This window comes from Hymenobacter monticola (assembly GCF_022811645.1).
In the GTDB taxonomy this organism is placed as follows: domain Bacteria; phylum Bacteroidota; class Bacteroidia; order Cytophagales; family Hymenobacteraceae; genus Hymenobacter; species Hymenobacter monticola.
In genome coordinates, this window is record NZ_CP094534.1 from 5,086,949 (window position 1) to 5,113,753 (window position 26,805).

Annotated in this window: 23 protein-coding genes; 13 read left to right on the forward strand and 10 right to left on the reverse strand. The window is 61.4% G+C overall.

The features are described 5' to 3' along the window. Positions 1–156: 156 nt before the first annotated feature. Positions 157–1,101, reverse strand: coding sequence for a helix-turn-helix domain-containing protein (locus MTP16_RS21330; RefSeq protein ID WP_243513606.1), 945 nt, complete (start codon positions 1,099–1,101; stop codon positions 157–159). Next, positions 1,102–1,581 (reverse strand): helix-turn-helix domain-containing protein, encoded by a 480-nt coding sequence (locus MTP16_RS21335; RefSeq protein WP_243513608.1) that lies wholly within the window; start codon positions 1,579–1,581, stop codon positions 1,102–1,104. A gap of 138 nt (positions 1,582–1,719) precedes the next feature. On the opposite strand from MTP16_RS21335, the gene MTP16_RS21340 reads away from it, so the two are divergent. The 4 genes from MTP16_RS21340 to MTP16_RS21355 all read left to right on the forward strand — a co-directional run bounded on the left by MTP16_RS21340 (position 1,720) and on the right by MTP16_RS21355 (position 5,550). After that, positions 1,720–2,052 carry a hypothetical protein gene (locus MTP16_RS21340; RefSeq protein WP_243513610.1) on the forward strand — a complete coding sequence of 111 codons (333 nt, stop codon included), beginning with the start codon at positions 1,720–1,722 and terminating at the stop codon, positions 2,050–2,052. A gap of 137 nt (positions 2,053–2,189) precedes the next feature. Further along, on the forward strand, positions 2,190–3,497 hold the full coding sequence (locus MTP16_RS21345) for a cystathionine gamma-synthase family protein (protein WP_243513612.1): 1,308 nt from the start codon (positions 2,190–2,192) through the stop codon (positions 3,495–3,497). Between the two features lie 118 nt (positions 3,498–3,615). Continuing rightward, a complete protein-coding gene (locus MTP16_RS21350; RefSeq protein ID WP_243513614.1) occupies positions 3,616–4,389 on the forward strand; it encodes a toxin-antitoxin system YwqK family antitoxin in 774 nt (257 codons plus the stop codon). A gap of 228 nt (positions 4,390–4,617) precedes the next feature. Beyond that, entirely contained in the window at positions 4,618–5,550 is a 933-nt protein-coding gene (locus tag MTP16_RS21355) for a DUF3667 domain-containing protein (protein WP_243513616.1), read from the forward strand. A gap of 136 nt (positions 5,551–5,686) precedes the next feature. On the opposite strand, the gene MTP16_RS21360 is transcribed toward MTP16_RS21355, so the two are convergent. The 7 genes from MTP16_RS21360 to MTP16_RS21390 all read right to left on the reverse strand — a co-directional run bounded on the left by MTP16_RS21360 (position 5,687) and on the right by MTP16_RS21390 (position 12,021). Next, the gene (locus tag MTP16_RS21360) at positions 5,687–7,396 is read right to left on the reverse strand and encodes a hypothetical protein (protein ID WP_243513618.1); all 1,710 of its coding nucleotides are present in this window, start codon (positions 7,394–7,396) and stop codon (positions 5,687–5,689) included. An 18-nt stretch (positions 7,397–7,414) separates the two neighbouring features. After that, positions 7,415–8,386 (reverse strand): deoxyhypusine synthase family protein, encoded by a 972-nt coding sequence (locus MTP16_RS21365; protein WP_243513620.1) that lies wholly within the window; start codon positions 8,384–8,386, stop codon positions 7,415–7,417. Positions 8,387–8,396: 10 nt separating this feature from the next. Continuing rightward, the gene (locus MTP16_RS21370; protein ID WP_243513622.1) at positions 8,397–8,594 is read right to left on the reverse strand and encodes a type II toxin-antitoxin system HicA family toxin; all 198 of its coding nucleotides are present in this window, start codon (positions 8,592–8,594) and stop codon (positions 8,397–8,399) included. After that, positions 8,594–8,827 (reverse strand): type II toxin-antitoxin system HicB family antitoxin, encoded by a 234-nt coding sequence (locus MTP16_RS21375; RefSeq protein WP_243513625.1) that lies wholly within the window; start codon positions 8,825–8,827, stop codon positions 8,594–8,596. Before MTP16_RS21375 ends, MTP16_RS21370 begins: the two co-directional genes overlap by 1 nt. Positions 8,828–8,837: 10 nt before the next feature. Continuing rightward, the gene (hslV, locus tag MTP16_RS21380) at positions 8,838–9,377 is read right to left on the reverse strand and encodes an ATP-dependent protease subunit HslV (protein ID WP_243513629.1); all 540 of its coding nucleotides are present in this window, start codon (positions 9,375–9,377) and stop codon (positions 8,838–8,840) included. A gap of 123 nt (positions 9,378–9,500) precedes the next feature. Beyond that, positions 9,501–11,252 carry a pyruvate dehydrogenase complex dihydrolipoamide acetyltransferase gene (locus MTP16_RS21385; protein WP_243513632.1) on the reverse strand — a complete coding sequence of 584 codons (1,752 nt, stop codon included), beginning with the start codon at positions 11,250–11,252 and terminating at the stop codon, positions 9,501–9,503. 145 nt (positions 11,253–11,397) lie between these two features. Then, the gene (locus MTP16_RS21390; protein WP_243513635.1) at positions 11,398–12,021 is read right to left on the reverse strand and encodes a histidine phosphatase family protein; all 624 of its coding nucleotides are present in this window, start codon (positions 12,019–12,021) and stop codon (positions 11,398–11,400) included. Between the two features lie 178 nt (positions 12,022–12,199). Between MTP16_RS21390 and MTP16_RS21395 the strand changes: the two genes are divergently transcribed. The 9 genes from MTP16_RS21395 (at position 12,200) to MTP16_RS21435 (ending at position 25,858) form a co-directional block, all read left to right on the forward strand. After that, positions 12,200–12,634 (forward strand): hotdog fold thioesterase, encoded by a 435-nt coding sequence (locus tag MTP16_RS21395; protein WP_243513641.1) that lies wholly within the window; start codon positions 12,200–12,202, stop codon positions 12,632–12,634. Beyond that, positions 12,634–13,866, forward strand: coding sequence for a chorismate-binding protein (locus tag MTP16_RS21400; RefSeq protein WP_243513643.1), 1,233 nt, complete (start codon positions 12,634–12,636; stop codon positions 13,864–13,866). Before MTP16_RS21395 ends, MTP16_RS21400 begins: the two co-directional genes overlap by 1 nt. A 106-nt stretch (positions 13,867–13,972) precedes the next feature. Beyond that, positions 13,973–15,802 carry a 2-succinyl-5-enolpyruvyl-6-hydroxy-3-cyclohexene-1-carboxylic-acid synthase gene (menD, locus tag MTP16_RS21405; protein WP_243513646.1) on the forward strand — a complete coding sequence of 610 codons (1,830 nt, stop codon included), beginning with the start codon at positions 13,973–13,975 and terminating at the stop codon, positions 15,800–15,802. 112 nt (positions 15,803–15,914) lie between these two features. Then, positions 15,915–16,739: a 1,4-dihydroxy-2-naphthoyl-CoA synthase gene (gene menB / locus MTP16_RS21410; protein WP_243513650.1), complete on the forward strand. Its 825-nt coding sequence runs from the start codon at positions 15,915–15,917 to the stop codon at positions 16,737–16,739. A gap of 333 nt (positions 16,740–17,072) precedes the next feature. Continuing rightward, positions 17,073–19,322: an N-acetylmuramoyl-L-alanine amidase gene (locus tag MTP16_RS21415; RefSeq protein ID WP_243513670.1), complete on the forward strand. Its 2,250-nt coding sequence runs from the start codon at positions 17,073–17,075 to the stop codon at positions 19,320–19,322. Positions 19,323–19,799: 477 nt separating this feature from the next. After that, positions 19,800–20,906 carry an AMP-binding protein gene (locus tag MTP16_RS21420; RefSeq protein WP_243513675.1) on the forward strand — a complete coding sequence of 369 codons (1,107 nt, stop codon included), beginning with the start codon at positions 19,800–19,802 and terminating at the stop codon, positions 20,904–20,906. A gap of 56 nt (positions 20,907–20,962) precedes the next feature. Continuing rightward, positions 20,963–23,017, forward strand: a complete 2,055-nt coding sequence (locus MTP16_RS21425) for a dipeptidyl peptidase 3 (protein ID WP_243513678.1) — start codon at positions 20,963–20,965, stop codon at positions 23,015–23,017. Positions 23,018–23,288: 271 nt separating this feature from the next. Continuing rightward, positions 23,289–24,104 (forward strand): DUF481 domain-containing protein, encoded by an 816-nt coding sequence (locus tag MTP16_RS21430; RefSeq protein ID WP_243513681.1) that lies wholly within the window; start codon positions 23,289–23,291, stop codon positions 24,102–24,104. A 122-nt stretch (positions 24,105–24,226) separates the two neighbouring features. Next, positions 24,227–25,858: a S1C family serine protease gene (locus tag MTP16_RS21435; protein ID WP_243513684.1), complete on the forward strand. Its 1,632-nt coding sequence runs from the start codon at positions 24,227–24,229 to the stop codon at positions 25,856–25,858. Positions 25,859–25,950: 92 nt separating this feature from the next. Here the strand turns inward: MTP16_RS21435 and MTP16_RS21440 are convergent, their stop codons facing one another. Continuing rightward, positions 25,951–26,643: a hypothetical protein gene (locus MTP16_RS21440; protein ID WP_243513687.1), complete on the reverse strand. Its 693-nt coding sequence runs from the start codon at positions 26,641–26,643 to the stop codon at positions 25,951–25,953. Positions 26,644–26,805 lie beyond the last annotated feature (162 nt).

A 26,805-nucleotide genomic window follows, 5' to 3' on the forward strand; every position in this document is an offset into this window, starting at 1 on the left:
AACCCATCTGTTTTAGATTTCAAACATCTTGGCGCCGCCTCAAGCCAATGGAGGCAGGAGCCTGCCCTGCCGCTTGAGTCAATTCAACAATTTCGTGCAACGACGGGCGCGGACAAGCCCCTACCCCGTTAGGTGGGTGCCGTAAGGCCGCGCTACTTACCCGGCCAGGCGCCGGAATTCGCCTGGCGTTTGGCGGGTGTGGCGCTTGAAGAAGGTGCAGAAGTGGGCCACATCGGCGAAGCCCAGGCCATCGGCAACTTCCGAAACGCTCCAGGTGGTTTGCTTCAGCAGGAGGCGGGCTTCCTGCGCCAGGCGGCGGCTAATGAGGGCGGTGGTGGTGTGGCTGGTGGTTTCCTTGAGCACGCGGTTGAGGTGGTTGACATGCACGGCCAGCTGGTCGGCGTAGTCGGCGGCGGTGCGCAGGCGCAGGGGCGGCTGCGGGCTCTGGCGCGGAAACTGCCGCTCCAGCAGCTCCGCAAACTGCGTGGCCACGCGCTCGGCGGCGCTGTGGGTGGCCAGCGGGGACGGCACCGGCTGCAGCTTCTGCACCAAGTGTATCAGCTCCCAGAGGTAGGTGCGCAGCAGGTCGGGCTTGTAGGCGTAGGCGGAGGGCAGCTCGTGCGCCATCTTCTCAAAAATGGCTTCCAGCGCTGCGCAATCGGCCTGGGCCACTTCCCACACCGGGTAGGCACCGGGCCGGAAAATGGGCAGCTCGGCCAGCACCACCCCGGAGCGGGCGGGCAGCAAAAACGCATCATCAAACACGCAGCAGTAGCCGGCCGGCTCGTCGGTGAGCGGCAGCCAGCGGTAGGGCACCTGCGGCGTCACCAGAAACAGGGTATTGGCGCCCACATGCGGGGGTTGGTCGGCGCGCTCCACCTGGCTGGGGCTGCGGCAGAGCGTGATTTTGTAGTAGGCCCGCCGGTTGAAATTCATGGGCGGCGCCCCGCGCAGGTCGGCCAGCGGAAACACGTTGAAGTGCCCCACGCCTTTCCCCATGTCCGGCGGCGGCAACACCCCCACGGCCGACCCGGGCGTAGGGGCGCACGCTTCGTAAAAGGCGGCGAGCGTATTGGGTTTAAGTGGGGTGGCGGTGCGCATTCAGGCGGGCAGGTAAGCGGTGGCCAAAGGAGCAACGGGCTGCCGCGCGTCGGAAGCCGCGGCGGCATCTTTCGCGGCGGTGGCGGCGCGCTCCGCCGCCCACACCTGTTCGCGGTATTGCTTGGGCGTGCAGCCCTGGAAGCGCTTGAAAAACTTGGTGAAGTTGGAAGGGTCGTAGGTGAGGTTGGCGGCCACGTCGGCCACCGAGCGGCGGGGGTCGCGCAGCAGCTGCCGGGCTATTTCCAGGATGCGCTCCTCGAAAAAGTAGCACGGCGAGTGCCCGGTGGCCTCTTTGATGGTGTTGCTCAGGTGCGTGGCGTGAATGCAGAGGATGCCGGCGAAGTCGCGGATTTCGAACATCTCGGTGGCGCGGCCGGCCACGATGTCGGCTAGGTGCCGGTCCACTTCGCGCAGGTAGTCGGCGGTGATTTCATGCCGGCGGGCGAAAAGCGTGGGGGGAAGGGCGGTGGGTTTACGCATGAAGGTAGCACTCGTAATTAAACGACTAGATTTAGGTCTCCTCACCTATTTAACGGCCCTTGTAATCTAAAAGCTGTGTCCAGAAGGTACACCATAGACAATATAATAATACCCGATAACCCCTACTTGTTTCCTAGCATGGACCTCAATATCCGTTGCATGGAGGCAGTGCGGCTCGCGCTGCCAAAAATTCTTTCAGAACTCCCCGCAACGGTCGAATACGATTTGTTTCTCATTCACGGGCCTTACGTGCCCGAGGACTCAGAACCAGCTTATCCCGTCTTTGGCGTGCATTGTCCGGATGAGGAGTCGAGGGCAGCATTGGCTGCGCTCGATTATTGGGAGATGAATGAGCGGGTCAATAATTGGATAACCCAGCTGGGGCAGGCGGAGCTATTACAGCGTGCTTATTTTGTCGACTACGTTGACATGAAGCTATTGGGAAACCAGAAAGTTTATCCCATTCGATGATGCACGCTGCAAGGGTCGACCTCACACTATCGGTTTCAGCCCCGCCGCTCCCCCAGCGGCGGGGCTTTTTCGTGCCCCTTCAAAACAAAATCCTACCTTCGCCCTACCAATCTTCCCTCCCACCCAACCCCCATTTCATGCCCACCCTGCACGACCACGCCCACATCGGCGGCCAACAACTGCGTCCCGAAAGTTTGATGATGAGCTACGGCTACACCCCCGCCTGGAGCGAGGGCGCCATCAAACCCCCTATTTTTCAGACGTCTACCTTCGTCTTCAGCAGCGCCGAGCAGGGCAAAGCATACTTCGAGCTGGCCTACGGCTTGCGCCAAGCCAACCCCGACGAGGAAATGGGCCTCATCTATTCCCGCCTCAACAACCCCAGCCTCGAAATTCTGGAGCACCGCCTCACCCTCTGGGACGGTGCCGAGGACGCGGCCAGCTTCGCCAGCGGCATGGCCGCCATCAGCACCACGCTGCTGGCCCTGCTCAAGCCCGGCGACGTGGTGCTGCACTCCGAGCCCGTGTACGGCGGCTCCGATTTCTTTTTGAAAAACGTGCTGCCCAAGTTCGGCATCACCGCCGTGGGCTTCCGCCCCACCGCCACCCCCGAGGAGCTCACTGCTCAGGTAGCCGGCATTGAGCAGGGCCGCCTGGCCATGATTTTCGTGGAAACGCCCGCCAACCCCACCAACCACCTCGTCGACCTGGAAGCCTGCGCCGCCCTGGCCCGCCAGCACGGCACCCCGGAGCATCCCATCCGCCTGGTGGTCGACAACACCTTCCTTGGTCCGGTTTTCCAGCATCCGCTCAAGCACGGGGCCGACGTGGTGCTGTACTCGGCCACCAAGTTTCTGGGCGGCCATTCCGACCTCATCGCCGGCGCGGCCCTGGCCAGCAAGGCCCTCATGAAGGAGATAAAAGCCATGCGCACCTTCATGGGCACCATGTGCGACCCCAATACCGGCTGGATGCTCATGCGCAGCCTCGAAACCCTGAAGCTGCGCATGGAGCGCGCCGCCCAGTCGGCCCAAACCATTGCCGACTGGCTGCGGCAGCACCCGCTGGTGGCGCGCACCTACTACCTCACGCACCTGGAGCACTGCCCCGCGCAGCAGGACATCTACCGCCGCCACTGCCTCTCGCCCGGCTCCATGATTTCATTCGACATCCGGGGCGGCGAGCCCGAAGCTTTCCGCTTCCTCAACGCCCTGCGCCTCATCAAGCTGGCCGTGAGCCTGGGCGGCACCGAAAGCCTCGCCGAGCACCCCGCCACCATGACGCACTCCGACATCTCGGTGCCCGAGCAGGCCGAAATGGGCATTACCGCCCAGATGATTCGCCTGAGCATTGGCGTGGAGGACCCGCGCGATTTGATGATGGATTTGGAGCAGGCATTCGCGGCCGTGGGCGTGGCGCAGGAGCGGGAGTTGGAACTGGCGTAGCGTTTTTCGCTTGCCGTCTCAATATGCCTTGGTTGGGTTGACAGTACATTGGCAACCCAACCAAGGCATTTGCTTTCTTGCCAATGTTTCGATGATATACTCCAGCGCATCCCATCGTGTGGCCAGAGTCACTGCCTGGCTTTACTTTTTGTCAATAGCAACTATATGTCACGGGCAGGTTGAAAATTTGAAGACAACCTATCCTGGCTTAAAAACACTGGTTTGGGCCCCTGGCAAAACGACTTACGAGAGCTTTGGCCAATGCACTCCCTGCATTTTAGAAACCTATGGTAAGGATGGTCATTTATACACTAAAGCTGTCCAATACACTGATTGTGGAGTTGGTTTCTACAACGAATATTACCCGAACGGCAAGCTAAAAATCACGGGTCAGCACAGGGAAAACGACACTGGCAAATGGAGCGACATCTACGCGCGAGGTTTTTGTTGGGTCAAAACCGGCGAGTGGATTTTCTATTCCGACACGGGCAAGTTCCTTGGCAAGGAGTACTGGAAAGATGGCTTTTTCCTAAAACAAATGCCCGAGTTCTCCTTTAATGAGGCGTGGAAAATTGACCTCGTTCTGGAAGGCAATGTTCTCGAAAAAGATGCCCGCATTAATATGGCTGACATCAATAAATTGACCGTCATACCTTTTTTTAAGAATAAGTCCAACAATAAATCAGCTTACTGTAGCACGCTAACCCTATCTGCAACGGGCAAAACGCAGATACGTGTTGAATTTTCGGAGAACGGGAAATTGGAAACGGATGTCTATTCCCTGCTCCGGGCAAAAGGATATACTGACCCAAGTAAAATCAGCCTTTATATTATAACGACCAATCAAATTGACAAGAAACAAAGCTGGGGACAGTTCCTCAAATTCAAGTGATATGCGTTCAGCGCAGCAAAATGTGTATCAGCAGAAACAAAAAGAGCCAGCCGTCTCCTCATCGGCTGGCTCTTTTTTGTTGCGCAAATCCTGTAGTTGGCGCGGCGAAATGGCAGTAGTGAGTGGTAACCCGTGCTGCAACTTTATGAACCAAAAAAATAACTTGTCCTCCGCAGCGCTACGATTTATCTTAGCTGCTTAACACCTCATTTTCTGCTACTCAACGCTATGATGTTCGACTACTCTACGCACCTGACGGCGGTGGTGGCCGCCGAAGCCCTGGAAAACGCACCCGCGCACGGGGGCGCCCGGGCCCACCACACCTGCCTGGACTGCGGCGCGGCCCTGACCGATAAGTTTTGCGCCCACTGCGGCCAATCGGCCGACACGCACCGCATCACGCTCAAGCACTTACTGCTACACGACTTGCCGCACTCCGTCTGGCACGTCGATAAAGGGCTGGTGTACACCTTTTATCAAATGCTCACACGCCCGGGCCTCACCATCCGGGGGTACCTGGCCGGGCAGCGCACGCGCCTGTTCCGCCCGGTGAGCTACCTGCTGCTGCTGGTGGGCTTCTCGGCGCTGGTGATGTCGGCCTTTCAGGTCGACCTGCAGCAGGCCATGCTGTCGTCGCAGCCCACCGCGGCGGGTTCGCCATCGGTGGGGCTGATGTCGGTGGTGATGGAGCGCTACTTCTCCATCACCATGAAGCACCCCTACCTGATGCAGCTGGTGCTCATGCCGCTCAACAGCGTGGTGGCGTGGTGGCTGCTGCGGCGGGCGGGCTACAACTACGCCGAGATATTGCTGGCCAGCTGCTTCATCGGGGGCACCCTTACTGTCATCAACCTCACCGTGATGCTGCCCGCGCTGCTGGCCGGCAACCCGGCCTTCCTGAAGCTGGCTTCGCAGCTAGTCTTTATCCCGACGCTCGTTTATTCATTCTGGGTGCACGCGCAGCTACTGCAGGCTGCCCCCAAATTCACTGCGGTGCGGCGCTACAGCCGGGCACTGGGCATTTCAGTGCTGCAGATTGTGGTCCTGCTCCTAGCGGCAGTAGTGTGCATTGCCGTGCTCACGGTGCAGGTACTAAACGAGCGCCCGGACCTGCGGCCAAAAGCCGCTTCTAAAAAGCCCTCGGCAGCGGCCACCCGCTAGTCACCTCCAACCGTCTCAAAATCAAATGGGCCGGCCGCTGATGAAGCGGCCGGCTCTTTTTGTGCCATGCACACGCGGCATCGGTTTCCACTGGTGCTTTCACAAAGCGGGCGGCTCAACCCAACTCATCATCCGCCTACTTATGCTGATAGATGCGATGCTGCGGTATTTGACGCACCAGTTGGTACTGCCGGGCAAGGCTGTCGGGCAGCTGCTCGTCGCCATACACCACGTAATACGCCGTCTGCGCCGATTCGCAAGGCAGAAAACAGGGTAGCCCGCGCTGCTCCGCAATATGGTGGGCGCTGAAGCTTTCCCAGGAAAAAGTGATGCTGTGGCCCGCCGGAATCAGCTTTAGCTGCGTTTCCAGGGTTCGATACGCTTTGTTGTTATCGAAAGAGTAGAGCCTTTCAGCGTATGCAACGGGGTTGTCCTTCGCAAATTTGAACCCCAAAACCAGCAGCAGCCCGGTAACTATACCGAACTGCCAGCGGCGCGGATGCCAGTGGGCCGGCACCTGGGCCAGCAGCCAGTAAAGCGTAACCGGCACCAGCGCCAGGGCCAGGCTGAAGTGTCCTATCAAATTGCGCGAAAAGGTGCTGCGGCGCATGCCCAGCGTCGTGGCCACCAGCGCGAACAGCAACAGCGCATAGAACAGGCCGTAAGCAAACCACGCCGTATGGCGCCGGGCCCGCAGCAGCAGCAGCGGCAGCAGCAGGGCCACCACGTAGCTCAGCTGTACGCCCAGCACTTTCGAGCGCGAGAAACAGTAAGTGGCATAACTCCCGAAATTCTGACCCATACCGGGCAAAAACTCCCGGAGCGTTTCCGTCTTGGGGCGCACGTACCCGTTGCTGGCAATGGCAGCCAGCCCCGAAAAGCACAGCGCGGGCAAATAGAACAGATAGACTGCCACCAGAACTGCCACCTGGTAACGCCAGAAGCGCCAGTCCATTTCCCGATGAAGCAGTTGATAGGCGACGCCGAAGGCTAACTGCGCGAGGTGAAAATACAGGAAAGTAGGCACCAACGCATAACCGGCCACGCAGCATACCGCATTGAGCAGCAGCCAGCTGCGGCGCCGGTCGCGCAGGTGGCCGAACAAAGCAATGAAAGCCCCCCAATGCATGAGCGCATACCAGGCGTAGCCGCGGGCCTGGAAGCCGAAACCCCACAACGGGAACTGTAACGCCACCACCAGCGCAACCAGCGCCGAGAGTAGCCGGTGCCGCAGCAGGGGCCGCAGCCAGCCATAAGCCGCCGCCACCGTGGCCAGGTAGGCCACCCCCGACAGCCACCGACCAGTAGCAACCAGGTTGTCGGCGCGGCCAAACAAGGCGCCGTTCATCAAATTGAACAGCAGGTGATTGTTGGGCAGCATATAGTAAGACAGGGTCTGAAACGGTGGCAGCTTCGCGCAGTACAGCGCGGAGAATACCTCGTCGGTGCCGGGTGCTACCTGCGCATTGCCCCAGCCCCAAAGCCCGCCGGCCACTGCGAGCACCGGCAGCAAATACGGCGCATCCGGCCGCCAACTCGGCCGGCGTTGCGTAACCGGGGTCGGAACCGGCGTTTGCTGGCTGTGGTACACCAGATAGCCCAGTCCCAGCACGCACAGCCCCAGCGCCAATAGGCACAGTTGGTTTCCCTGGGCTTTGACCGCAGGCGTAAAGAATCGTCCCGACCAGGATTCAGCGCGGTAAAAGCAGCTATTCAGTCCCAAATACCACTGCCGAAGTGCCGCATAAGAATGGAGCAGGTAGGCGCCTGCTCCCGCCCCGCCCGCAAGCAACACGGCCGCTCCCGGGAGGAAGCGGCCGTGGCTGGAAATTCGAAATGAGGACATTTCGCTATCCGATAGCACCTACTGCCCCAGCACGATGGCGAACACCAGCGGCGCCACGATGGTGGCGTCCGATTCGATGATGAATTTCGGGGTTTTCTCGCCCAGCTTGCCCCAGGTGATTTTCTCGTTGGGCACGGCGCCGGAGTAGCTGCCGTAGCTGGTGGTGGAGTCCGAAATCTGGCAGAAGTAGCCCCACAGCGGCACGTCGTGGCGCTGCAAATCCTGGTGCAGCATGGGCACCACGCAGATGGGGAAGTCGCCGGCAATGCCGCCGCCAATCTGGAAGAAGCCCACTTTGCTCTCCTCGGTGGCGGTGTTGGTGTACCAGTCGGCCAGGTACATCATGTACTGAATGCCCGTCTTCATGGTGTGCACGTTCTTGATGTCGCCCGAAATCACGTGGCCGGCGTAAATGTTGCCGAGCGTGGAGTCTTCCCAGCCGGGGCAGATGATGGGCAGGTTTTTCTCGGCCGCGGCCAGCATCCAGGAGTCTTTGGGGTCAATCTGGTAGTATTGCTCCAGGTCGCCCGACTTCAGAATCTGGTAGAAGAATTCGTGCGGGAAATAGCTCTCGCCGGCCTGGTCGGCCTTTTCCCAATGCTTGAGCACGGTGTGCTCGATGCGGCGCATGGCCTCCTCCTCGGGGATGCAGGTATCGGTCACGCGGTTCATGTGGCGCTTCAGCAGTTCGTGCTCGTCGGCGGCGGTGAGGTCGCGGTAGTGCGGCACCCGCTCGTAGAAATCGTGGGCCACCAGATTGAAGATATCCTCTTCGAGGTTGGCGCCGGTGCAGCTGATAATCTGCACCTTGTCCTGCCGGATGAGCTCGGCCAGCTGGATGCCCAGCTCGGCGGTGCTCATGGCGCCGGCCAGGGTTATCATCATCTTGCCGCCATCGGCGAGGTGCTTGTTATAGCCATCGGCCGCGTCGATGAGGGCGGCGGCGTTGAAGTGGCGAAAGTGGTGGCGGAGGAAGTTGGTTACTTGCATTGTGAGGTAATTAGTTTACGTTAGCCGGGGCCGGAATTTCCAGGTCGCGACAGATTTTGAGAGCTGTTGGGCCTTTTACTTCGGTATGACGCGGCACCGCCGAGACGGTGCGCCGGGCCAGATTCACAAAGACGGAGTGGCTGCCGCCTTCGCGTTTTAATACGCAGCCGTGCTGCTCAAGATGCCGCAGCAGGTCGCGTCGCTTCATCAGGCCGCGGCCAACTGAATGTTCTCGCGAATAACGGCACGCCCAGCCTGCTGCTCTTCGGCCAGTTCCCGGCGAACTTCGAGCACCAGTTCAAGCGCTTCGCGCAGATTGGCGCGAGCTTCTTCCAAGGTTTCGCCCTGTGTGTTTACGCCAGGAATTTCTTCCACGTAGGCGGAATATCCACCATCCGCAACCGGCTCGAAAACAGCCGTAAATTTCAAATACGCTTCCATAAAACCGGGCTTAGGAGGGTTGCTCAATAATCAAGTTATGGTTGGTATAGATGCAGATGTCGGCCGCAATGTGCAGGCCTTCTTCCACCATCTGCCGGGCCGATAAATGTGGCGCGTGCTTCTTAAGCGCCAGCGCGGCGGCTTGCGCATACATGGCGCCCGAGCCGATGGCAGCCACGTCGGAGTCGGGCTCCAGCACGTCGCCGGTGCCGCTCACAATGAGCAGTTCGTCCTTGTCGGCCACCACCATCATGGCTTCGAGCTTGCGCAGGTACTGGTCTTTGCGCCAGTCTTTGGCCAGTTCAATGGCGGCGCGCTTGAGGTTGCCGCCGTAGCTGGTCAGCTTCTCTTCGAAGCGGTCGAGCAGCATAAAGGCATCGGCCGTGGAACCAGCGAAGCCGGTCACCACTTTGCTGTCGCCCAGCTTACGGATTTTGCGCACGTTGTTTTTGGCCACGTGCTTGTCCATGGTGGCCTGGCCGTCGGCCCCCACGGCGATTTCGCCGTTGTGCCGGATGCCGAGTACGGTCGTAGAACGGATTCTGGTCATGTTTCTGGTATTCTGTAAAGGGTATTCGGTAGTCGGAATCCTAACAAAAGATGATTGGGTAGTCGATAGCCAGGCGCTACGGTCTGACTACTGACTACCCAATACTGACTACTCAAAAAAGACTCAAATCATCAGGCGCATGGGGTCTTCCAGCAGGCTTTTCAGCGTTTGCAGGAAGGCTGCGCCGGTGGCACCGTCCACCACGCGGTGGTCGCAGCTCAGCGTCACCTTCATGATGTTGCCAATGGCGAGCGCGCCCTCCTTCACAATGGCGGTTTGCTTGATGCCGCCCACGGCTAGGATGCAGGCATCCGGCGGGTTGATGATGGCCGTGAATTCATCAATGCCGAACATGCCCAGGTTCGAGATGGTGAAGGTGCTGCCCTCCCACTCGGCGGGCTGCAGCTTCTTCGATTTGGCTTTGCCGGCCAGCTCTTTCACCTCGTTGGCGATGGTAGCCAGGCCCTTGCCATCGGCGTTGCGCACTACGGGCACCAGCAGACCTTCGTCCACAGCCACGGCCACGCCGATGTTGATGACCTTGTTCTGCCGAATACGGTCGCCTAGCCAAGAGGAGTTCACGGCCGGGTGCGAGCGCAGGGCAATGGCCGCCGACTTAATCACGAGGTCGTTGAAGCTCAGCTTCACCGGCGACAGTTCGTTGAGCTTCACGCGGGCTTCCATGGCCTTGTCCATGTTGATTTCCATCGTGAGATAGAAATGCGGGGCCGTGAACAGGCTCTCGGACAGGCGCTTGGCAATCACCTTGCGCATCTGCGACACGGGCGTGTCGGTGTACGTATCGGTCGAGGCTGGGGCGCTGGCGGCCGGGGCCGGAGCCGCGGCGGGGGCAGCAGCTTGCGGGGCAGCGGCCGGCGTGGCGGCGGGTGCAGGTGCGGCAGCCGGAGCAGCTTGCGTGGCCGGAGCGGCAGCCGTGCCAGGCTGGAAGTTCTCCACGTCGCGCTGCACGATGCGGCCGTTGTCGCCGCTGCCCACTACCTGGGCCAGGTTGATGCCTTTCTCTTTCGCAATGCTCTTGGCCAGCGGCGAGGCCAGGATGCGGCCGTTGTTGGCCGGCGCAGCAGCTTGGGCAGCCGGCGCTTCGGCAGCAGCGGCCGGCGCTGCGGCGGCTTCGGTAGCAGCGGGCGCGGCCGGAGCTGCAGCGGGGGCCGAGCCACCACCGAGCAGGGCCTGGATGTCGGCGCCTTCTTCGCCGATGATGGCAAGGATGCCGTCCACAGCCACGGCTTCACCGGCTTTGGGGCCGGTGTAGAGCAGGGTGCCGTCTTCGTAGTTTTCCAGCTCCATCGTGGCTTTGTCGGTTTCGACTTCGGCCAGGATGTCGCCCGATTTCACTTTGTCGCCCACGTTTTTCAGCCAGGAAGCAATGGTGCCTTCCGTCATCGTGTCGCTCATCTTGGGCATGCGCACCACGGTGGCTTTCTTGCCATTGGCGGGCGCGGCCGGGGCTGCGGGCGCTGCGGCAGGGGCCGGCGCGGGAGCCGGAGCAGGTGCGGGAGCACCTTCAGGGGCTTTAGGTGCCTCGGCGGCGGGGGCCGGGGCGGGGGCTTCGGCAGCGGCCGGAGCCGGGGCAGCGCCACCGCTCTGGCCGTTCAGCAGGCCGGAAATGTCTTCGCCTTCTTTGCCTACGATGGCCAGGATACCGTCAACCGGCACGGCGTCCTTCTCTTTCGGGCCGATGTAGAGCAGGGTGCCATCTTCGTAGTTTTCCAGTTCCATGGTGGCTTTGTCGGTTTCGACTTCGGCCAGGATATCCCCGGATTTAACTTTATCACCCACCTTTTTGAGCCAGGCCGCGATGACGCCTTCGGTCATCGTGTCGCTCATTTTGGGCATTTTTATGATTTCGGCCATCAGTATAGAAGCGCTAGAGTTGAGAAGGCCAAAATTAGCCTGAAAAGTTGGTCAGGCAATGTTTACCCATTGTCCGGCAATTCCAGAATGTTGTAGCGAATTGCCTAAACGCAATGACGCACTTTTTTGCAATTCTCGCGGCCATTCAGCCCGCCGCCTGCAAATGTGCTACGTCCAGGAAGTTCTTAATGGTGAACATCGAGCCCGTGTACTCCAGCTTGTACAGGCATAAGTTGCTGTGTTCAAATCCTTCCATGCAGCTGAGGGGGTAATTGAGCAGCTGGCAGAGCATAACGCGCAGGGCCCGGCCGTGCATACACACCAGCACGGTCTGCTCGTCATCGCGGGCCTTGAGCAGCTCAATGAACGGGCGCTGGCGGGCGGCTACTTCCGCCGGGCTTTCGCCGCCGGTCAGGCGGGCGTTGTCGTCGCCGGCCATCCAGCCGGCCAGCACCTGCCGGTACTCGGCGTCCTCCTCCATGGTGATGCGCGTGCCCTCGCGCACGCCCCAGCTGATTTCGTTGAGGCCGGCGTGGGCTTCGTGGGGCAGGCCCAGGTCGAGGAACTGCTGCACTGATTCGTGGGTGCGGCGTAGCGTGGAGGTGTACACCTTATCGAACGGCACGTGGCCGTAGGCGGCAAAAAACTGCGCGGCCTGGCGCCGGCCGGTGTCGTTCAGGCTCGAATCGACGCCGCTACCCTGCACGATGCCGCGCACGTTGAAATCGGTCTGGCCGTGGCGCAGCAGGAAAATGGTCCGGGGCCTCACGTTGCGTGTAGTTTTGCGTGACAATTCGGTCAACAATCCCTCAAAGTACGGGGATTGTTTCTAGTGGTTAATGATTAACGATTGGTGATTAATGGTCTGCCAAAGGAATAATTGCTGGGCACACCACCTTCACTATCTCTGCTTAATCGTTAACCACTAAGCATTAATCACTAAAAAAATGACCCTGGAAGAAGTACAGCAGTGGACCAATTCGCGCCCGAACCTGGCCCATGCCCTCGGCATTGAAATCACGGCCGTGGCCGACGACCACCTCGAAGGCCGCATGCCCGTCGACGGCCGCACCCACCAGCCCATGGGGCTGTTGCACGGCGGCGCCTCGGTGGCCCTGGCCGAAACCCTGGGTAGCGTGGCCGCCGCCCTGCGCGTGGACCGCAGCAAGCAGGCCTGTGTAGGCCTGGAAATCAACGCCAACCATATTAAGGGCGTGCGCGAGGGCTGGGTGCGGGGCCGGGCCACGCCGGTGCACATCGGCCGCAGCACGCAGGTCTGGGAAATCCGCATCACGCACGAAGAAACCGGGGCGTTGGTGTGCCTCAGCCGCATCACCATGGCCGTGATTGACCTGCCGGGCGCCAACGCCAAAACCGCCTGATGCCCACGCCCGAACTTCGCCAGCTGCGCTGGCCCGCTACTGCCGCTGGCCTCGACACGCTGGGCCGCCTGCGCCACTTGGCAGCCGGGGCCCTGCGCACGGGTCGCCCGCTGGCGCTGTGGCGCGAGCCAGACGCTGCCCAGCCGCGCCTGTTGGTGGCCCGCTCTTTGGAGGCTTCCTTCACGGGTTTGCCGCCCGCGCTCGAGGCCCAGGCGCCGGCCGGCTTTGCCTTCTTTCCCTTCCGCGACTCCGACCACAACCCCGCCCTTTTTCTGCCCGCCGACGTGCGCTACGACGCGGCCGAGCCGGACGTGGTGGCGGTGTCGGCTGCGGCCAATGACATTGTGCCCGGCCTGGCGGCCTGGTTGGCGGCCCCTGCGGTAGAAACCCTGAGCTGGCACCGCAGCCAACAGCCCGCGCCGCACACCGCCACCGAGGCGGAGTACATGCGTTTGGTGAGCGAAGGGGTGGCCGCCATCGAAACCCGCGAGGTGGTGAAGGTGGTGACGTCGCGGGCGGCGCGGCGGCCGCTGCCGGCGGGGTTCGACGCGTTTGCGGCGTTTGCGAAATTGCTGGCGAAGTACCCGCGGGCGTTTGTGTCGCTGGTGAGTGTGCCAGGCGTGGGCACCTGGCTGGGCGCCACGCCCGAGGTGCTGGCCGAGGTAACGGCCGACGGCACGTTTCGAACCATGGCGCTGGCCGGCACCCAGCCGCTGGCGCCCGGCATGCTGCCCCAGCAGGCCATCTGGCGGCAGAAGGAGATTGAGGAGCAGGCCCTGGTGGCGCGCTACATCGTGAGCTGCTTCAAGCAGCTGCGGCTGCGCGAGTACCACGAAACCGGCCCGCGCACGGCCATTGCCGGGCAGCTGCTGCACCTGCGTACCGATTTTGAGGTGAACCTCAACAACGTGCCTTTCCCTAACCTGGGCACCGACATGCTGCGCCTGCTGCACCCCACCTCCGCGGTGGGCGGTATGCCCCGGCAAGCGGCCATGAATTTTATTCAAGAACATGAAGGCTACGACCGGGCCTACTACAGCGGCTTTCTGGGCCCCGTAAACGTGGCCGCGCCCGGCGTGGCCCGCCTCTACGTGAACCTGCGCTGCCTGCAGCTGCGCCCCGACGAAGCCGTGCTCTACGCCGGCACCGGCCTCACCGTCGACTCAGACCCGGAGCGCGAGTGGCAGGAAACCCAAATGAAATTGCAAACCGTAAGCGCTGTGCTTCAGTGAGCAGCTATCAGTGAGCAGTGAACAGCCCTACCAAAGCGTAAGTCAATGCTGTTCAAATTGCTCCTACGCACTGTTAACTGCTCACCATTAACTGATAACTGATTTTATGCAGGCCGTTCATAACATCGCCGAAATCTGCGCCCGTCACGGCATTACCGATGTGGTGCTTTCGCCGGGCTCGCGCTCGGCGCCGCTCACGCTGGCCTTTGCCCGCCACCCCGGCTTGAAGGTGCGCGTGGTGCCCGATGAGCGGGCAGCGGCCTTTATCGGCTTGGGCATTGCACAGGCGCAGCGGCGGGCGGTGGCGCTGGTGTGTACCTCCGGCACGGCCGGGCTGAACTACGCGCCCGCCGTGGCCGAGGCCTTTTTTCAGCGCATTCCGCTGGTGGTTTTCACCGCCGACCGGCCGCCGGAATGGATAGACCAACTCGATGGGCAAACCATTCGGCAGCGCAACCTTTACGGCGCGCACGCCAAGGGAGAGTTCGAGTTTCCGGTGGATACCACGCACGCCGACGCCAAGTGGCATGCGGCGCGCATCGTGAACGAGGCCATCAACCTGGCGCAGGCCGCACCGGCCGGGCCAGTGCAGGTGAACGTGCCGCTACGGGAGCCGTTTTACCCAAAGGCGGGCGAGGAAATTCAATACGAGCAGGACGTAAAAATCACACTGGAAGCCACGCCCGAGCCGGTGTTGCCGACCATAGAAGCGGCAGCCTTTCTAGGCGAAATAGAAGCGGCCAAAAAGGTGCTGGTGGTAGCGGGCCAGCATCCGGCCAACCCGGAAGTGCAGGCAACTTTGGTCGCCTTTGCTACGGCCGTCGGCGCTGTGGTGGTGGGCGATACCATTGCCAATCTGTTGCCACTAGGTGACTTGGTGATTGGGCAGCAAGATGTGTTTCTGGCCGGCATGACTAAAGAGGCGCGGGAAGAACTGCGGCCCGATTTGCTTATTACCTACGGGCAGTCGCTAATTTCCAAAAGCCTGAAACTGTTTCTGCGCGATGCTGCGCCGGCTGCGCATTGGCATATCTTGGCCCACGGCGAAGCGGCTGACACGTTTCGGTCGCTTACGCGCGTCATCCGTGTAGAGCCCGCCGGTTTCTTCCATCAGTTGTCGGTCTTGAAAACTGGTGAGGGCATAACCACTGGAGGTTCGAATCCGCCCTTCTCTGCAAATCAGCCTACTTCTACAGAACGGGGTTTGAGCTCAAATTCCGTCGGAAGCGCAGATGCACAAGGCCATACAGGTTCGAGTCCAAGTGGCCCCACCGTAACCTGGCAACAAGCTAACGCTGCAGCTGTCGAGTTTCTGATGAAGTTCTTTGCTGCCGAAACCCAGCCTTTCAACGAATTTTCGGCCTTCCGGCAAGTATTAACAACGCTGCCATTCTATGCTGCCCTGCACCTCGCCAACAGCATGGCCGTGCGCTACGCCAATATATTGGGCCTGCCCAAGGACCGGGAAATCGAGGTGTTTGCCAACCGCGGCACCAGCGGCATCGACGGTTGCACCAGCACCGCTGTGGGCGCGGCGCTGGCCCAGCCCGAGCGGCCGGTGGTGCTGCTAACCGGCGACGTCGCGTTTTTCTACGACCGCAACGCCTTCTGGCACAACTACCCCACCCCTCACCTGCGCGTGGTGCTGTTCAACAACCACGGCGGGGGTATTTTCCGCCTCATCGACGGGCCGCGCCAGCAGCCGGAGCTGGAGGAGTTTTTTGAGACGCGCCAATTGCTGACGGCGGAGAATACGGCCAAGGATTTCAACCTGCGATACTTCCCGGTTTCATCATTTAAAGAACTTCAAGCCGCGCTGCCGGTTTTCTTTGCAGCCGAAACCGGCGCGGCCATTCTGGAAGTCTTCACGGACTCGAAGACCAACGCGGCGTTTTTTGAAGAATACCGTAGTGCGGTGAAGGCTGCCTTTTCGTAATTGTCATGCTGACGAAGGAAGCATCTTATCACGGCTGCTTTCGTCGGATTTAGTAAACCCAGCGGCGCGGACGTGATAAGATTCTTCGCTGTGCTCAGAATGACAACGTTCTATGACCGAACCCATTCAGTGGACCCCGATTAAGGAGTTCAAAGAAATTCTCTTCTCGCAGTTTGGCGGCATCGCCAAAATCAGCATCAACCGGCCGCAGGTGCACAACGCCTTCACGCCGCTCACGGTGCAGGAAATGATTGATGCCATGCGCATCTGCCAAGACCGTACCGACATCGGCGTCATCATCCTCACGGGTGAGGGCGGCCGGGCCTTCTGCTCGGGCGGCGACCAGAGCGTGCGCGGCCACGGCGGCTACGTGGGCGAGGACACCGTGCCCCGCCTCAACGTGCTGGAATTGCAAAAAATCATCCGCTCCATCCCCAAGCCCGTGGTGGCCATGGTGGCGGGCTGGGCCATCGGCGGCGGCCACGTGCTGCACGTGGTGTGCGACCTGACCGTGGCGGCCGAAAACGCCCGCTTCGGTCAGACCGGCCCCAACGTGGGCTCGTTCGACGGCGGCTTTGGTGCGTCTTACCTGGCGCGCATCGTGGGCCAGAAGAAGGCCCGCGAAATCTGGTACCTCTGCGACCAGTACGACGCCCAGGAAGCCCGCGAAATGGGTCTGGTAAACAAAGTGGTGCCGCTCGACCAGCTAGAAGCCACCACCGTGGCTTGGTGCCAGAAGATTCTGCAGAAGAGCCCCTTGGCGCTGCGCATGCTGAAATCGAGCTTCAACGCGGAGCTGGACGGGCAGGCCGGTATTCAGGAGCTGGCCGGTAACGCCACGTTGCTTTACTACCTGAGCGACGAGGCCAAGGAAGGCCGCAACGCCTACATGGAAAAGCGCCAGCCCGACTTCTCGAAGTTTCCCAAGTTTCCGTAAGGCACGTTGTGACTCTGATGTAATTTTTAAGGGTACAAGCCATGTCTGAACGTCATGCTGAGCTTGTCGAGGCATCTCTACCGCTCTAGTAACTTTATTTACTACAGCGGTAGAGATGCCTCGACAAGCTCAGCATGACGTTTTTATATACTCTACCGTTTTGAGCTAGTTGAATACCAGCCTCAATACAGTTGAGTCAGAGTCAATTGGCATTTAGATTAGATTTAATTTATTAATATCACAAGATTATGGCTTTATAATTATTAACTCTTCAAAACTGATACCTTGCTGCGGCCAAGTCTACCCTAAAATCTATCCACTTGGCAGCGCTTTATGAAAAAAACTTTACTGTTGCTGGGGGGCCTGCTGTGCCTGTCTCCCACCCTGCGGGCCCAGACCGCGCCGCGGCTGGCCGTGAGCGAGGAAACGCCTTACGCGGCCGACTTCGCCCAAGCCTACAAACGCTACCCTCTGGTGCCGCGCGGCGTGCTCGAAGCCGTGGCTTACACGCAAACGCACATCCGCCACATCACGCCCAAAGACCCAACCAGCTGCACGGGCATGCCGCTGCCCTGGGGCGTGATGGGGCTTTTCGACAATGGCAAGGGCTACTTTCGCGAGAACCTGCGCCTCGTTGCCAAGCTTTCGGGCCTGAGCGAGGAAGCCATCAAGAACGCCCCAGCCAGCAACATCATGGCTTATGCGGCGGCTTATTCGCAGCTGGCGGCCGAGCGCAAGCTGTCGGCCACTGTGTCGGCCGAACACCTCCCCGTTCTGCTGGCTCTGAGCGAATTGCCGCTGGCCAAGGACGTCGTGAGCACCTTTGCGCTCGATTCGCACCTTTACAGCGTGCTCACGTTTCTGACGCAGCCCGAGAACCAGCTGCGCTACCGCTTCCCGGATTACCACCTCGATTTGCGCGCCATCTTCGGGGCTAATTACGACGTGCTGAGCGCCGGCACGGCCCAGGTGGCGCCCGACCACGTGCAGGCGCAGGGGCGGGCGTTCAACCCGGCCAGCTCTACTTATGCGGTGGTGGCGTCGTCGGACTACGGCCCGGCCATTAGCGACCTGACCACCTGCAACTACAGCTCGCGGAGTGGAGTAGCCGTCACACACTACGCCATCCATACAGTGCAGGGCACGTACGCGGGCTGCATTTCGTGGTTCAAGAACTGCTCGGCCAACGTGTCGGCGCACTACGTGGTGCGCTCCAGCGACGGGCAGATAACCCAGATGGTGACCGAGGCCAACAAGGCCTGGCACATTGGCTCGGAAAACCCTTACACCATTGGTACCGAGCACGAAGGCTACGTGGACGATGCTTCGTGGTACACCTCGGCCATGTACAGCAGCTCGGCGGCGCTGGCGCGCGACATTGTGGGCAGCGGCTATGGCATCAGCGGGTTGCGCACGTTTTACGGGGCGGCCACCACGGGCACGTTCAGTACAGGGGCCTGCGTAAAAATCAAAGGCCACCAGCACTTTCCCAACCAAACCCACACCGACCCCGGCGTGAACTGGAACTGGGAGAAGTTCTACACCCTCATCAACAACGCGCCCACGGTGACGAGCCTCACCGCCGCTTCGGGCACGGTGTACGACGCGGGCGGCCCCAGCGCCAACTACCCCGACGACGTGCGCCAGTGCCAGCTCATTGCGCCCTCGGGCGCCACGAGTGTATCGCTGAGCTTCAGCAGCTTCGACCTGGAAAGCGGCTACGACCACCTACTGGTATACAACGGGGCCAACAACCAAGCGCCGCTGATTGGTAAGTACTCGGGCACCACCAACCCCGGTACGCTCACGGCCTCGTCGGGCAAGATGTACCTGGAACTGCGCAGCGACTGCGCCACCACGCGCGCCGGTTTCGCGGCCAACTGGTCGTCGGTAGGCGGTGGCACGGGCTGCCCCGCCGACAGCTACGAGGCCAACGAAACCCTCAGCGCCGGCGCGCCCATCGGCGTGAACGTGAACAACACGGCCTACATCTGCCCCACCGGCGACGTGGACTGGTACAAGTTCACGAGCAGCAGCACCAACAACAACCTCAAAGTCACGCTCACCAACCTGCCGCTCGACTACGACCTAGAGCTTTACAACGCCAGCGGCACGCTGCTCTACTCCTCCACCCAGCCCAGCACCACGGCCGAAACCATCACCTACAACGGTGCGCCGGCCGCGACCTACTACGTGAAAGTGTACGGCTACAATGGCAACACCAGCACCGCGGCCTACACCTTACGCGTGTCGACGCAATCGACCAGCTGGCTCATGGCGTCGTCGGCCGGCAGCATGACGGCCAGCAGCGCCGCTAGTCAAAACGACCGGCCGATGCTCACCATTACCAACCCCGTCGATGCCGGGGCCAGTGCCTGGCTCACGGCCGCCGGCTACACCGGCCCGGCCGAAATCACGCTGCGCAACGCCCAGGGCCAACCCGTGGGGGCCAATACCCGCACCCAGCTCACGGCCGACCAGCCGCGCGGCTACGCGCTGCCCGCCGGCCTGCGGCCGGGCGTGTACGTAGTCACGGTGCAGCTGAGCACCGGCCTGCAATACCTGCGCCTGCTGGTGCAGTAAGGCTTTTGCATTCTCAGAAATGCCAACGGCCCGGCTCGCATGGTGCGGGCCGGGCCGTTTGGCGTTCGGAATTGGTGCTGATAATGTTTTCTTACTGTTCGGCGGCCTTGTCTGCCTGGTTTAGAAGGCTGAGCCAAATGCCTGACAACCCTCGCACCACCCAAAGAAAAAGCGTAGGCGGGCGTGCTTCCGTTCCTTTTTCTGTGCTTTGGCAATGGCGCGGGCTTGCTGTTCAGCGAGCGTTGGGGTAGCACCCTGAGGGCTAAAAGCGACGCTGTCGAAAGGTTGGGCTTGTGGATGCGGTTTCATGGCGCAAGACGTTGGTGTTAGGTCTAATTTAGTGATTACTCACTCATAAGTCAAGCGCTTTTTTTGGAGCTGGCACAGTAGCAGGACCACAGCTAACAAAAAAGCGGCGTATGGCTTCGCCGCTTCGCACAGCCGAACGCGGGCGGGGTGCAAAGCGTAGCTTTAGCCATGACTTCCCCAAACCTGCCCACCTCCCTCCTGCTCAACGGCCGCGAATTCACTTACGCGGCCATTCAACAATACCCCGCCCAGCTCGACGCGCCCGTGAATGGCTACGAGGCCAAGGTGCTGGATTTTGTGCGGCAGTGGCTGACGGGCACACAGGAGTTTACCCTCACTACGTCGGGTAGCACCGGCACGCCGTCGGCCATCACGCTGCGGCGCCGGCAGCTGGAAGCGTCGGCCCAGCGCACGGCCGATTACTTCGACCTCGGCCCCGGCGACCGGGCGCTGGTGTGCCTCAACTGCGAGTACATCGGCGGGCTCATGATGCTGGTGCGCGGGCTGGAGCGCAATATGCATCTCACCATAGTGGAGCCGCACGCCAACCCCTTCGACTACGTGGCGCCCGAGGCCGAATTTGATTTCTCGGCCTTTGTGCCCCTGCAGCTCAAGATGGTGCTGACGGCTGGCCTGGCCCCGCGCCTCAACCAAATGAAAGCCATTTTGGTGGGTGGCGCGCCGGCCGATGCCTCGCTGACGCAGGAGCTGCAGCCGCTGCGCGTGCCGGTGTACCTCACTTATGGCATGACCGAAACTTGCTCGCACGTGGCGCTGCGCCGCCTCAACGGGCCCGAGGCCAGCCCGCGCTTCCGCGTGTTCACGGGCATTGCGGCGGGACAGGACGAGCGGGGCTGCCTCACACTGCGCGGCGACGTGACCGACGACCAGCTCATCGTCACCAACGACCAAGTGAATTTGCTCGATACGCACACGTTTGAGTGGCTGGGCCGGGCCGATTTCGTGATAAACTCCGGCGGTGTGAAGGTGCCGGCCGAAAAGGTGGAGCTGGTGCTGGATGTGGCGCTGGCCGAAATCGGGCTGTCGCGCCGCTGCTTCGTGGCCGGGCAGCCCGACGAGCGCCTGGGCCAGGCCGTGACGGCTTTTATTGAGGGCGCTGCTCTTTCGGCCGGGCAGGAACAGCAGCTGCAAACGCTGCTGGCCGAGCGCCTGGGCCGCTACGAGGTGCCCAAGCAGCTGCGCTACGTGCCCGAGTTTCAACTCACGGCCACTGGCAAGCTGAACCGGGCGGCCACGCTGCGCGGGCTGGCGTAGGGGCCGGGGCTGGGGGGCTTTTTGTAGCTTTACGGCTTCACTCCCACTCTCCTTATATGAAGCGAACCGTTTATTCGTTGGTGCTGGCGGCGCTGCTGGCCGGGCCGGCCGCGCACGCCCAAACTCCCACCCCCGCCAAATTTCAGGTAGCCACCGAGCAGTTTGCCGACCTGCGCATGCTGCGCTACCAGGTGCCGGGCTTCGCGCAGCTGAGCGCCAAGCAGAAGGAAATGCTCTACTACCTGTCGGAAGCCGCGCTGAGCGGGCGCGACATTGTATACGACCAGAACTACAAGCACAACCTGCGCGTGCGCCGCACCCTGGAAGCCATTTGGGCCGCCAACCAGCAGAACCTGAAAGGCGCCCAGGCCGCCGAGGCCGAGAAGCTGAACGTGTACGCCAAGCGGGTGTGGTTTTCCAACGGCATTCACCACCACTACTCCACGCGCAAGTTTGTGCCCGAGTGCTCGGCTGCTTACTTCTCCAAGCTGGTGAAAGGCGTGGATGCCAAGACCCTGCCGCTGGAAAAGGGCGAAACCGTGGACAAATTCGTGGCTTTCCTCACGCCCATCGTTTTCGACCCCAACGTGGCGCCGAAGAAGGTGAACCAGGTGGCTGGCCAGGACTTGCTCGCCACCTCAGCCACCAACTTCTACGAGGGCGTGACGCAGGCCGAGGCCGAAGCGTTTTACGCCAAGGTAATTGACAAGAAAGACCCGCGCCCGGTGTCTTACGGCTTGAATTCCAAGCTGGTGAAGAACAAGAGCGGGCAGTTGGAGGAGCACACTTGGAGCGCTGTGGGCATGTACGCGCCGGCCATCAAGCGCATTGTGTACTGGCTGCAAAAGGCGGCCGACGTGGCCGAAAACCCCACGCAGAAGGAGGCCCTCACCAAGCTCATCAGCTTTTATCAGACCGGCAGCCTCAAAACCTGGGACGACTACAACATTGCCTGGGTGAAGGACACGAAGTCGGCCATCGACGTGGTGAACGGCTTCATTGAGGTGTACGGCGACCCGCTGGGCTACCGCGCCACCTACGAGTCGGTGGTGAGCTTCCGCGACGAGGAGGCCACCAAGCGCATCAAGGCCATCGGCGACCAGGCGCAGTGGTTCGAGGACCATTCGCCCATCATGGACCAGCACAAGAAGAAAAACGTGGTGGGCATTACGGCCAAGGTCATCACGGTGGTGATGGAGGCCGGCGACGCGGCCCCGAGCACGCCCATCGGCATCAACCTGCCCAATGCCACCTGGATTCGGAAGGAATACGGCTCGAAGTCGGTGAACCTGGGCAACATCGTGGAAGCCTACGACCTGGCCAGCGCCAGCTCGGGCTCGCTCACGGAGTTTGCCTTCGATGCCGGCGAAGTGGCCCGCGCCCGCCAGTACGGCGCGCTGGCCGGCAAGCTGCACACCGACATGCACGAGGTCATCGGCCACGCATCGGGCCAGATAAACGCCGGCGTGGGCACCACCAAGGAAACCCTGAAAAGCTACGCCTCGGCCCTGGAAGAAGGCCGCGCCGACCTCGTGGCCCTCTACTACCTGCCCGACGTGAAATTGCAGGAGCTGGGCGTGGCCCCCTCGCCCGACGTGGCCAAGGCCGAGTACGACAGCTACCTGCGCGGCGGCCTCATCACCCAGCTCACCCGCCTGCAGCCCGGCGAAACCGTGGAGGAAGCCCACATGCGCAACCGCCAGCTGATTTCGAAGTGGGTGCTGGAAAAAGGCAAGGCCGACAACGTGGTGGAAATGGTGAAGCGCGACGGCAAAACCTACGTGCACATCAACGACTACACCAAGCTGCGCGGCCTGTTTGGCCAGCTGCTGCGCGAGCTGCAGCGCATCACGAGCGAGGGCGATTACGCGGCCGGCAAAGCCCTCATCGAAACCTACGGCGTGCAGGTCGACCCCGAGTTGCACAAGGAAGTGCTGGCCCGCTACCAGAAGCTCAATATCGCGCCCTACCAGGGCTTTATCCAGCCCAAGTTGGTGCCGGTGATGAGCGGCAGCAAGGTGACCGACGTGAAGGTTGAGTACCCCACCAACTTCGCGCAGCAGATGCTGGAATTCGGCAAAAAGTACTCGCTGCTGCCGGATTACAACTAAGAAATTGCGCGTGGCACGAGTACCCCGAAGCTCCTGCTTCGGCTCGCGCCTGAATCGTTCAACGAACCGAAGCAGAGCTTCGGGGTACTCGTTCTGCCAGCCGCAACACAATCCTAGCTCACGCTACAGCCCGGCCGGTTGTTCTGCCCGAACAACCGGCCGTGTCTTTTTTGGCCCCGTGGCCCGCGCACGTTACTGCTTTGTAGTGAACAAATTCTGCTCCTTCCTTTCCAATTTTCTTGGCCTTCGACTAGTCGTTGTGGCCTTTTTAATGAGCGGCCTCTGTCTCAATGCCCGCGCCCAAACCCCGGCCGACTCGACCAGCACGGCCCCACCCGATTCGGCGGCGGTGAGCAGCGTGGGCGGGCTCACGCCACCGCCGGCCGGGCTACCCTCGGCCGAGTTTGAGACTTATAACGTGAACAGCCGCGGCGTGCGCTACACCGCCGCCCTCACCGGCCTCTACACCACGGGCACGGTGGAGCGGGTGTACTTCAGCACCAGCCACACGGGCGGGCTCACACGGGGGCATTGGCAGTTTCCGGCGGCGCTGAGCTACAGCTACGGCCGGCAGGACGGCGCCCTGCGCGAGCGGGAGCTGCTGCTGCTCAGCACGCCCGACTACCGCCTGGGCAAGTGGAAATTTTACGCCCTGGGCGAGTTCGAAACCAGCAACCTGCGCGCCATCACGCGGCGCGTGGTGGCGGGCGGCGGCGTGGGCTACCAGCTCTACGCCGACACGCTGAACAACGAACTGGCCCTGAGCACCTTTCTGCTCAACGAGCGTACCGACTACAACACCGAGCCGGAGCTGCAACGCTACGTGGTACGCAATTCTACGCGCCTCAAGCTCCGCCTGACCCGGGGCGCGGCCAGCTTCTCGGAGCTGCTGTTCTACCAGCCCAGCCTGCGCGACCCCGGCGGCGATTACCGCCTCAACAGCGCCAGCGTGCTGGCCCTCAAGCTCTACCAGCACCTGGCCCTGAACGTGGCCTACACGTTTTCCTACGAAAGTGTGGTGGTGCAAAACCGCAGCGCGGCCAATGCCACGCTCTCGGTGGGGTTTGCTTACAGCACCGGAAAATAAAGCGGCGCCGGTGCTGAGAAATGCGCTGATTTGGTGGTATTATTGACCCGAATTTCCAAAAAACTATCTTCAAATAACATTTCATTCCGCTTCCCTTTTCTCCACCCTTTTCATCTCATTGCGTGAAAAAAATTTCTACTATCCTCCTCAACGGCACGTTCATGGGGTCGCTGTTGCTGCAGAGCTGCGCCACCATCATTGCCACCCCTTACCAGACCGTGCGCGTGGTGGGAGCCCCGGCGGGCAGCACCGTTTACGTAAACGACAAAGAAGTGAAAGCCAAGCCCATTGCGGGCAGCAACGACTTCAAAGTGCGGGTGCGGCGCAAGAAAAACGCCGAAATTAAAATCAAGCACGACGGCTACAAGGAGCATTCCGAAGTGCTCTACCCCGAAAAAAGCAACGGCCTTACCTACCTGAACTGGGTGCCGGCGCTGGCCACTTTCAAGGGCATCAGCGCCGATGAAAACGGCGTGGAGAACACCAACCCGTTGATATACGGCTGGGCGGTGGGCCTGGGCGGCTACTTCGTCGACGCCATTCTGGGCTCGGGCAAGAAGCTTACGAAGAGCGAAATCAACCCCGTGATGCCGGCCCTGCCCAAGGCCGTGGCCAGCAGCCAAACCATTCAGTGCGGCCTGGTGAACGTGCGCCTGAAGGGCGGTGACAAAATGGGCAACTTCATCATCGGCAAGGAAAACACCGACATCCTTTACTTCGGCAAAACGCTCGACGTGGACGCCGACCACCTGAAGAGCAGCGTCAACTCGGTGCTGAAGGACCTGGGCTACGCCGTGCCGACCGCTGAGGGCAAAAGCGTGTTCTCGACCGGCAGCAACTCGCGCTACACCCTGCAGGGCGAGATGCGCGACGTGAAATACGACATCTACGCTTCCAACCTCTACGAGTACCGCGCCCACTACGAAACCCGGTGCGCCGTGGAAGTAACCTGGAAGCTGGTCAACCAAAGCCGCCAGACCGTTTTTGAGCACAAAGACGGCGGCAAGAGCGTGAAGTTTGAGAAGGGCGGCAGCGCCGCGTTCGAAGATGCCTTCGAGAACTCGCTCTACGCCTTCTTGTCGAACAAAGAGGTGGCCACCGCCCTGTCCAAGCCCGCCGGCACCGGCCCCGCTGCGGCCGATGCCGACAAACCCGCCGCCATTGCGGTGCACCGCGCGGCCCTGCCCAAGGCCGGCACGGCCACTGGCGTGAGCCTGGCCGCCAAAAGCGTGGTAATTGTGGAAACGGCCGACGGCCACGGCAGCGGCTGCATCATTTCCAACGACGGCTACATCGTGACCAACGCCCACGTGGTGGGGGATGACCAAACCGTGAAAGTGCTCATGGCTGACGGCCTCGAAGCCAAGGGCCGCGTGGCCCGGGTAAACGCCGAAATGGACCTGGCCCTCATCAAAATCGATACCGACGGCCTCACCGCTTTCCAGCTGCCCACCGCCAGTGCGGCCGAAATCGGGGCCGACGTGTTCGCCATTGGCACCCCCGCCGACAAGGAGCTGGGCCAGAGCATCACGAAGGGCATCATCAGCGGCCGGCGCAAAATTGAAGGCCACACGCTGCTGCAAACCGACGTGAGCATCAACGGCGGCAACAGCGGCGGGGCCCTGGTGGGCCACGGCGGTCAGCTGCTGGGCATTGTGAACGCCAAGCTGGTGGGCCGCGGCATCGAGGGCATTGGCTTCGCCATTCCGGCCGAGCAGGTGGCCGAGGCGCTGCAATTGAAGTTTGTGGACTAATTGGCAGTAGCCATTAGCCCGGGCCCGCAAACCAAACGGCCGGCTGCTCCTCCTGGGGCGGCCGGCCGTTTGGTTTGCGGGGGAGGGCCGGCCTACAGATTAGCTTGGGTGAAGAGGGGCTCCTTTTCTTTCCACACCTTTTTCAGCTCGCCCAGAAACAAGTTGGCGCGCAGGTAAAACACGGGGCCGTTCAGCTCTTTCTGCACCGAGCCGGGCACAAACACCGGCTGCCGCCAGCCCGCGCCCGCGCCCGCGCCACCCCAGCGAAACACTCGGTACTGGGCCGCCAGCGTAGGCTCCAGGATGCCCATGAAGTCGGGCAGGGTTTTATCGAAAACGCCCTCGTCGGTTCGGTAGCGGATGTACACCGAGCCCAGACCGGCCTGCATGATGGCGCTCAGTTCCCAGCGGGGGTTTTCGAGCAGCACGTAGCCAGCGTAGGCGGCCAGGTAGCGGAAGCGCAGCTCGGCGTCGGCATCATCGGCGGCGTTGTTGGGCGCCGGCTGGCGGGTAGGCACGCCGGTGCTGAGGAAGTAGATGGCCGCCCCGGTGCGGAAGCGGCTCTTGAACTCAATGCCCAGCTTCAGGCCGTTGATGGTGGTGAGGTGGTGATTAATAATAGAGTAGCGCGAGTCGTACTGCGCCACAAAGCGGTTGTGCACCAGCCGCGGCACGTTGGGGCGCCCCACCACCACGGTGTCGCGCGGCGCGGAGGGGCTCATCTGGGCCCGGCCCGCGAGGGGCAGCAGCAACATCCCCATCCACAACCCTAAGCGCAACATCAAAACCATAGCGAACCGAAGTACGGCCCGGCCCCGGCGAAGTTGTAGCCGCGCCGGCGTCAGGGCCTTGTTGCCGGCAGACGAATAAGCTAACCGAATGTTTTAAAAAGCAGTTGGGCTGGTGGTGGGCGGCGCTGAGCAGTGGGCACGCGCAGGGCGGCGCGC

Bases quoted from the DNA above. Each gene is read 5' to 3' on its own strand.
- MTP16_RS21330 (WP_243513606.1), bottom strand. From the start codon at position 1,101: ATGCGCACCGCCACCCCACTTAAACCCAATACGCTCGCCGCCTTTTAC.
- MTP16_RS21335 (WP_243513608.1), bottom strand. From the start codon at position 1,581: ATGCGTAAACCCACCGCCCTTCCCCCCACGCTTTTCGCCCGCCGGCAT.
- MTP16_RS21340 (WP_243513610.1), top strand. From the start codon at position 1,720: ATGGACCTCAATATCCGTTGCATGGAGGCAGTGCGGCTCGCGCTGCCA.
- MTP16_RS21345 (WP_243513612.1), top strand. From the start codon at position 2,190: ATGCCCACCCTGCACGACCACGCCCACATCGGCGGCCAACAACTGCGT.
- MTP16_RS21355 (WP_243513616.1), top strand. From the start codon at position 4,618: ATGATGTTCGACTACTCTACGCACCTGACGGCGGTGGTGGCCGCCGAA.
- MTP16_RS21360 (WP_243513618.1), bottom strand. From the start codon at position 7,396: ATGTCCTCATTTCGAATTTCCAGCCACGGCCGCTTCCTCCCGGGAGCG.
- MTP16_RS21365 (WP_243513620.1), bottom strand. From the start codon at position 8,386: ATGCAAGTAACCAACTTCCTCCGCCACCACTTTCGCCACTTCAACGCC.
- MTP16_RS21370 (WP_243513622.1), bottom strand. From the start codon at position 8,594: ATGAAGCGACGCGACCTGCTGCGGCATCTTGAGCAGCACGGCTGCGTA.
- MTP16_RS21375 (WP_243513625.1), bottom strand. From the start codon at position 8,827: ATGGAAGCGTATTTGAAATTTACGGCTGTTTTCGAGCCGGTTGCGGAT.
- hslV (WP_243513629.1), bottom strand. From the start codon at position 9,377: ATGACCAGAATCCGTTCTACGACCGTACTCGGCATCCGGCACAACGGC.
- MTP16_RS21385 (WP_243513632.1), bottom strand. From the start codon at position 11,252: ATGGCCGAAATCATAAAAATGCCCAAAATGAGCGACACGATGACCGAA.
- MTP16_RS21395 (WP_243513641.1), top strand. From the start codon at position 12,200: ATGACCCTGGAAGAAGTACAGCAGTGGACCAATTCGCGCCCGAACCTG.
- MTP16_RS21400 (WP_243513643.1), top strand. From the start codon at position 12,634: ATGCCCACGCCCGAACTTCGCCAGCTGCGCTGGCCCGCTACTGCCGCT.
- menD (WP_243513646.1), top strand. From the start codon at position 13,973: ATGCAGGCCGTTCATAACATCGCCGAAATCTGCGCCCGTCACGGCATT.
- menB (WP_243513650.1), top strand. From the start codon at position 15,915: ATGACCGAACCCATTCAGTGGACCCCGATTAAGGAGTTCAAAGAAATT.
- MTP16_RS21415 (WP_243513670.1), top strand. From the start codon at position 17,073: ATGAAAAAAACTTTACTGTTGCTGGGGGGCCTGCTGTGCCTGTCTCCC.
- MTP16_RS21420 (WP_243513675.1), top strand. From the start codon at position 19,800: ATGACTTCCCCAAACCTGCCCACCTCCCTCCTGCTCAACGGCCGCGAA.
- MTP16_RS21425 (WP_243513678.1), top strand. From the start codon at position 20,963: ATGAAGCGAACCGTTTATTCGTTGGTGCTGGCGGCGCTGCTGGCCGGG.
- MTP16_RS21430 (WP_243513681.1), top strand. From the start codon at position 23,289: ATGAGCGGCCTCTGTCTCAATGCCCGCGCCCAAACCCCGGCCGACTCG.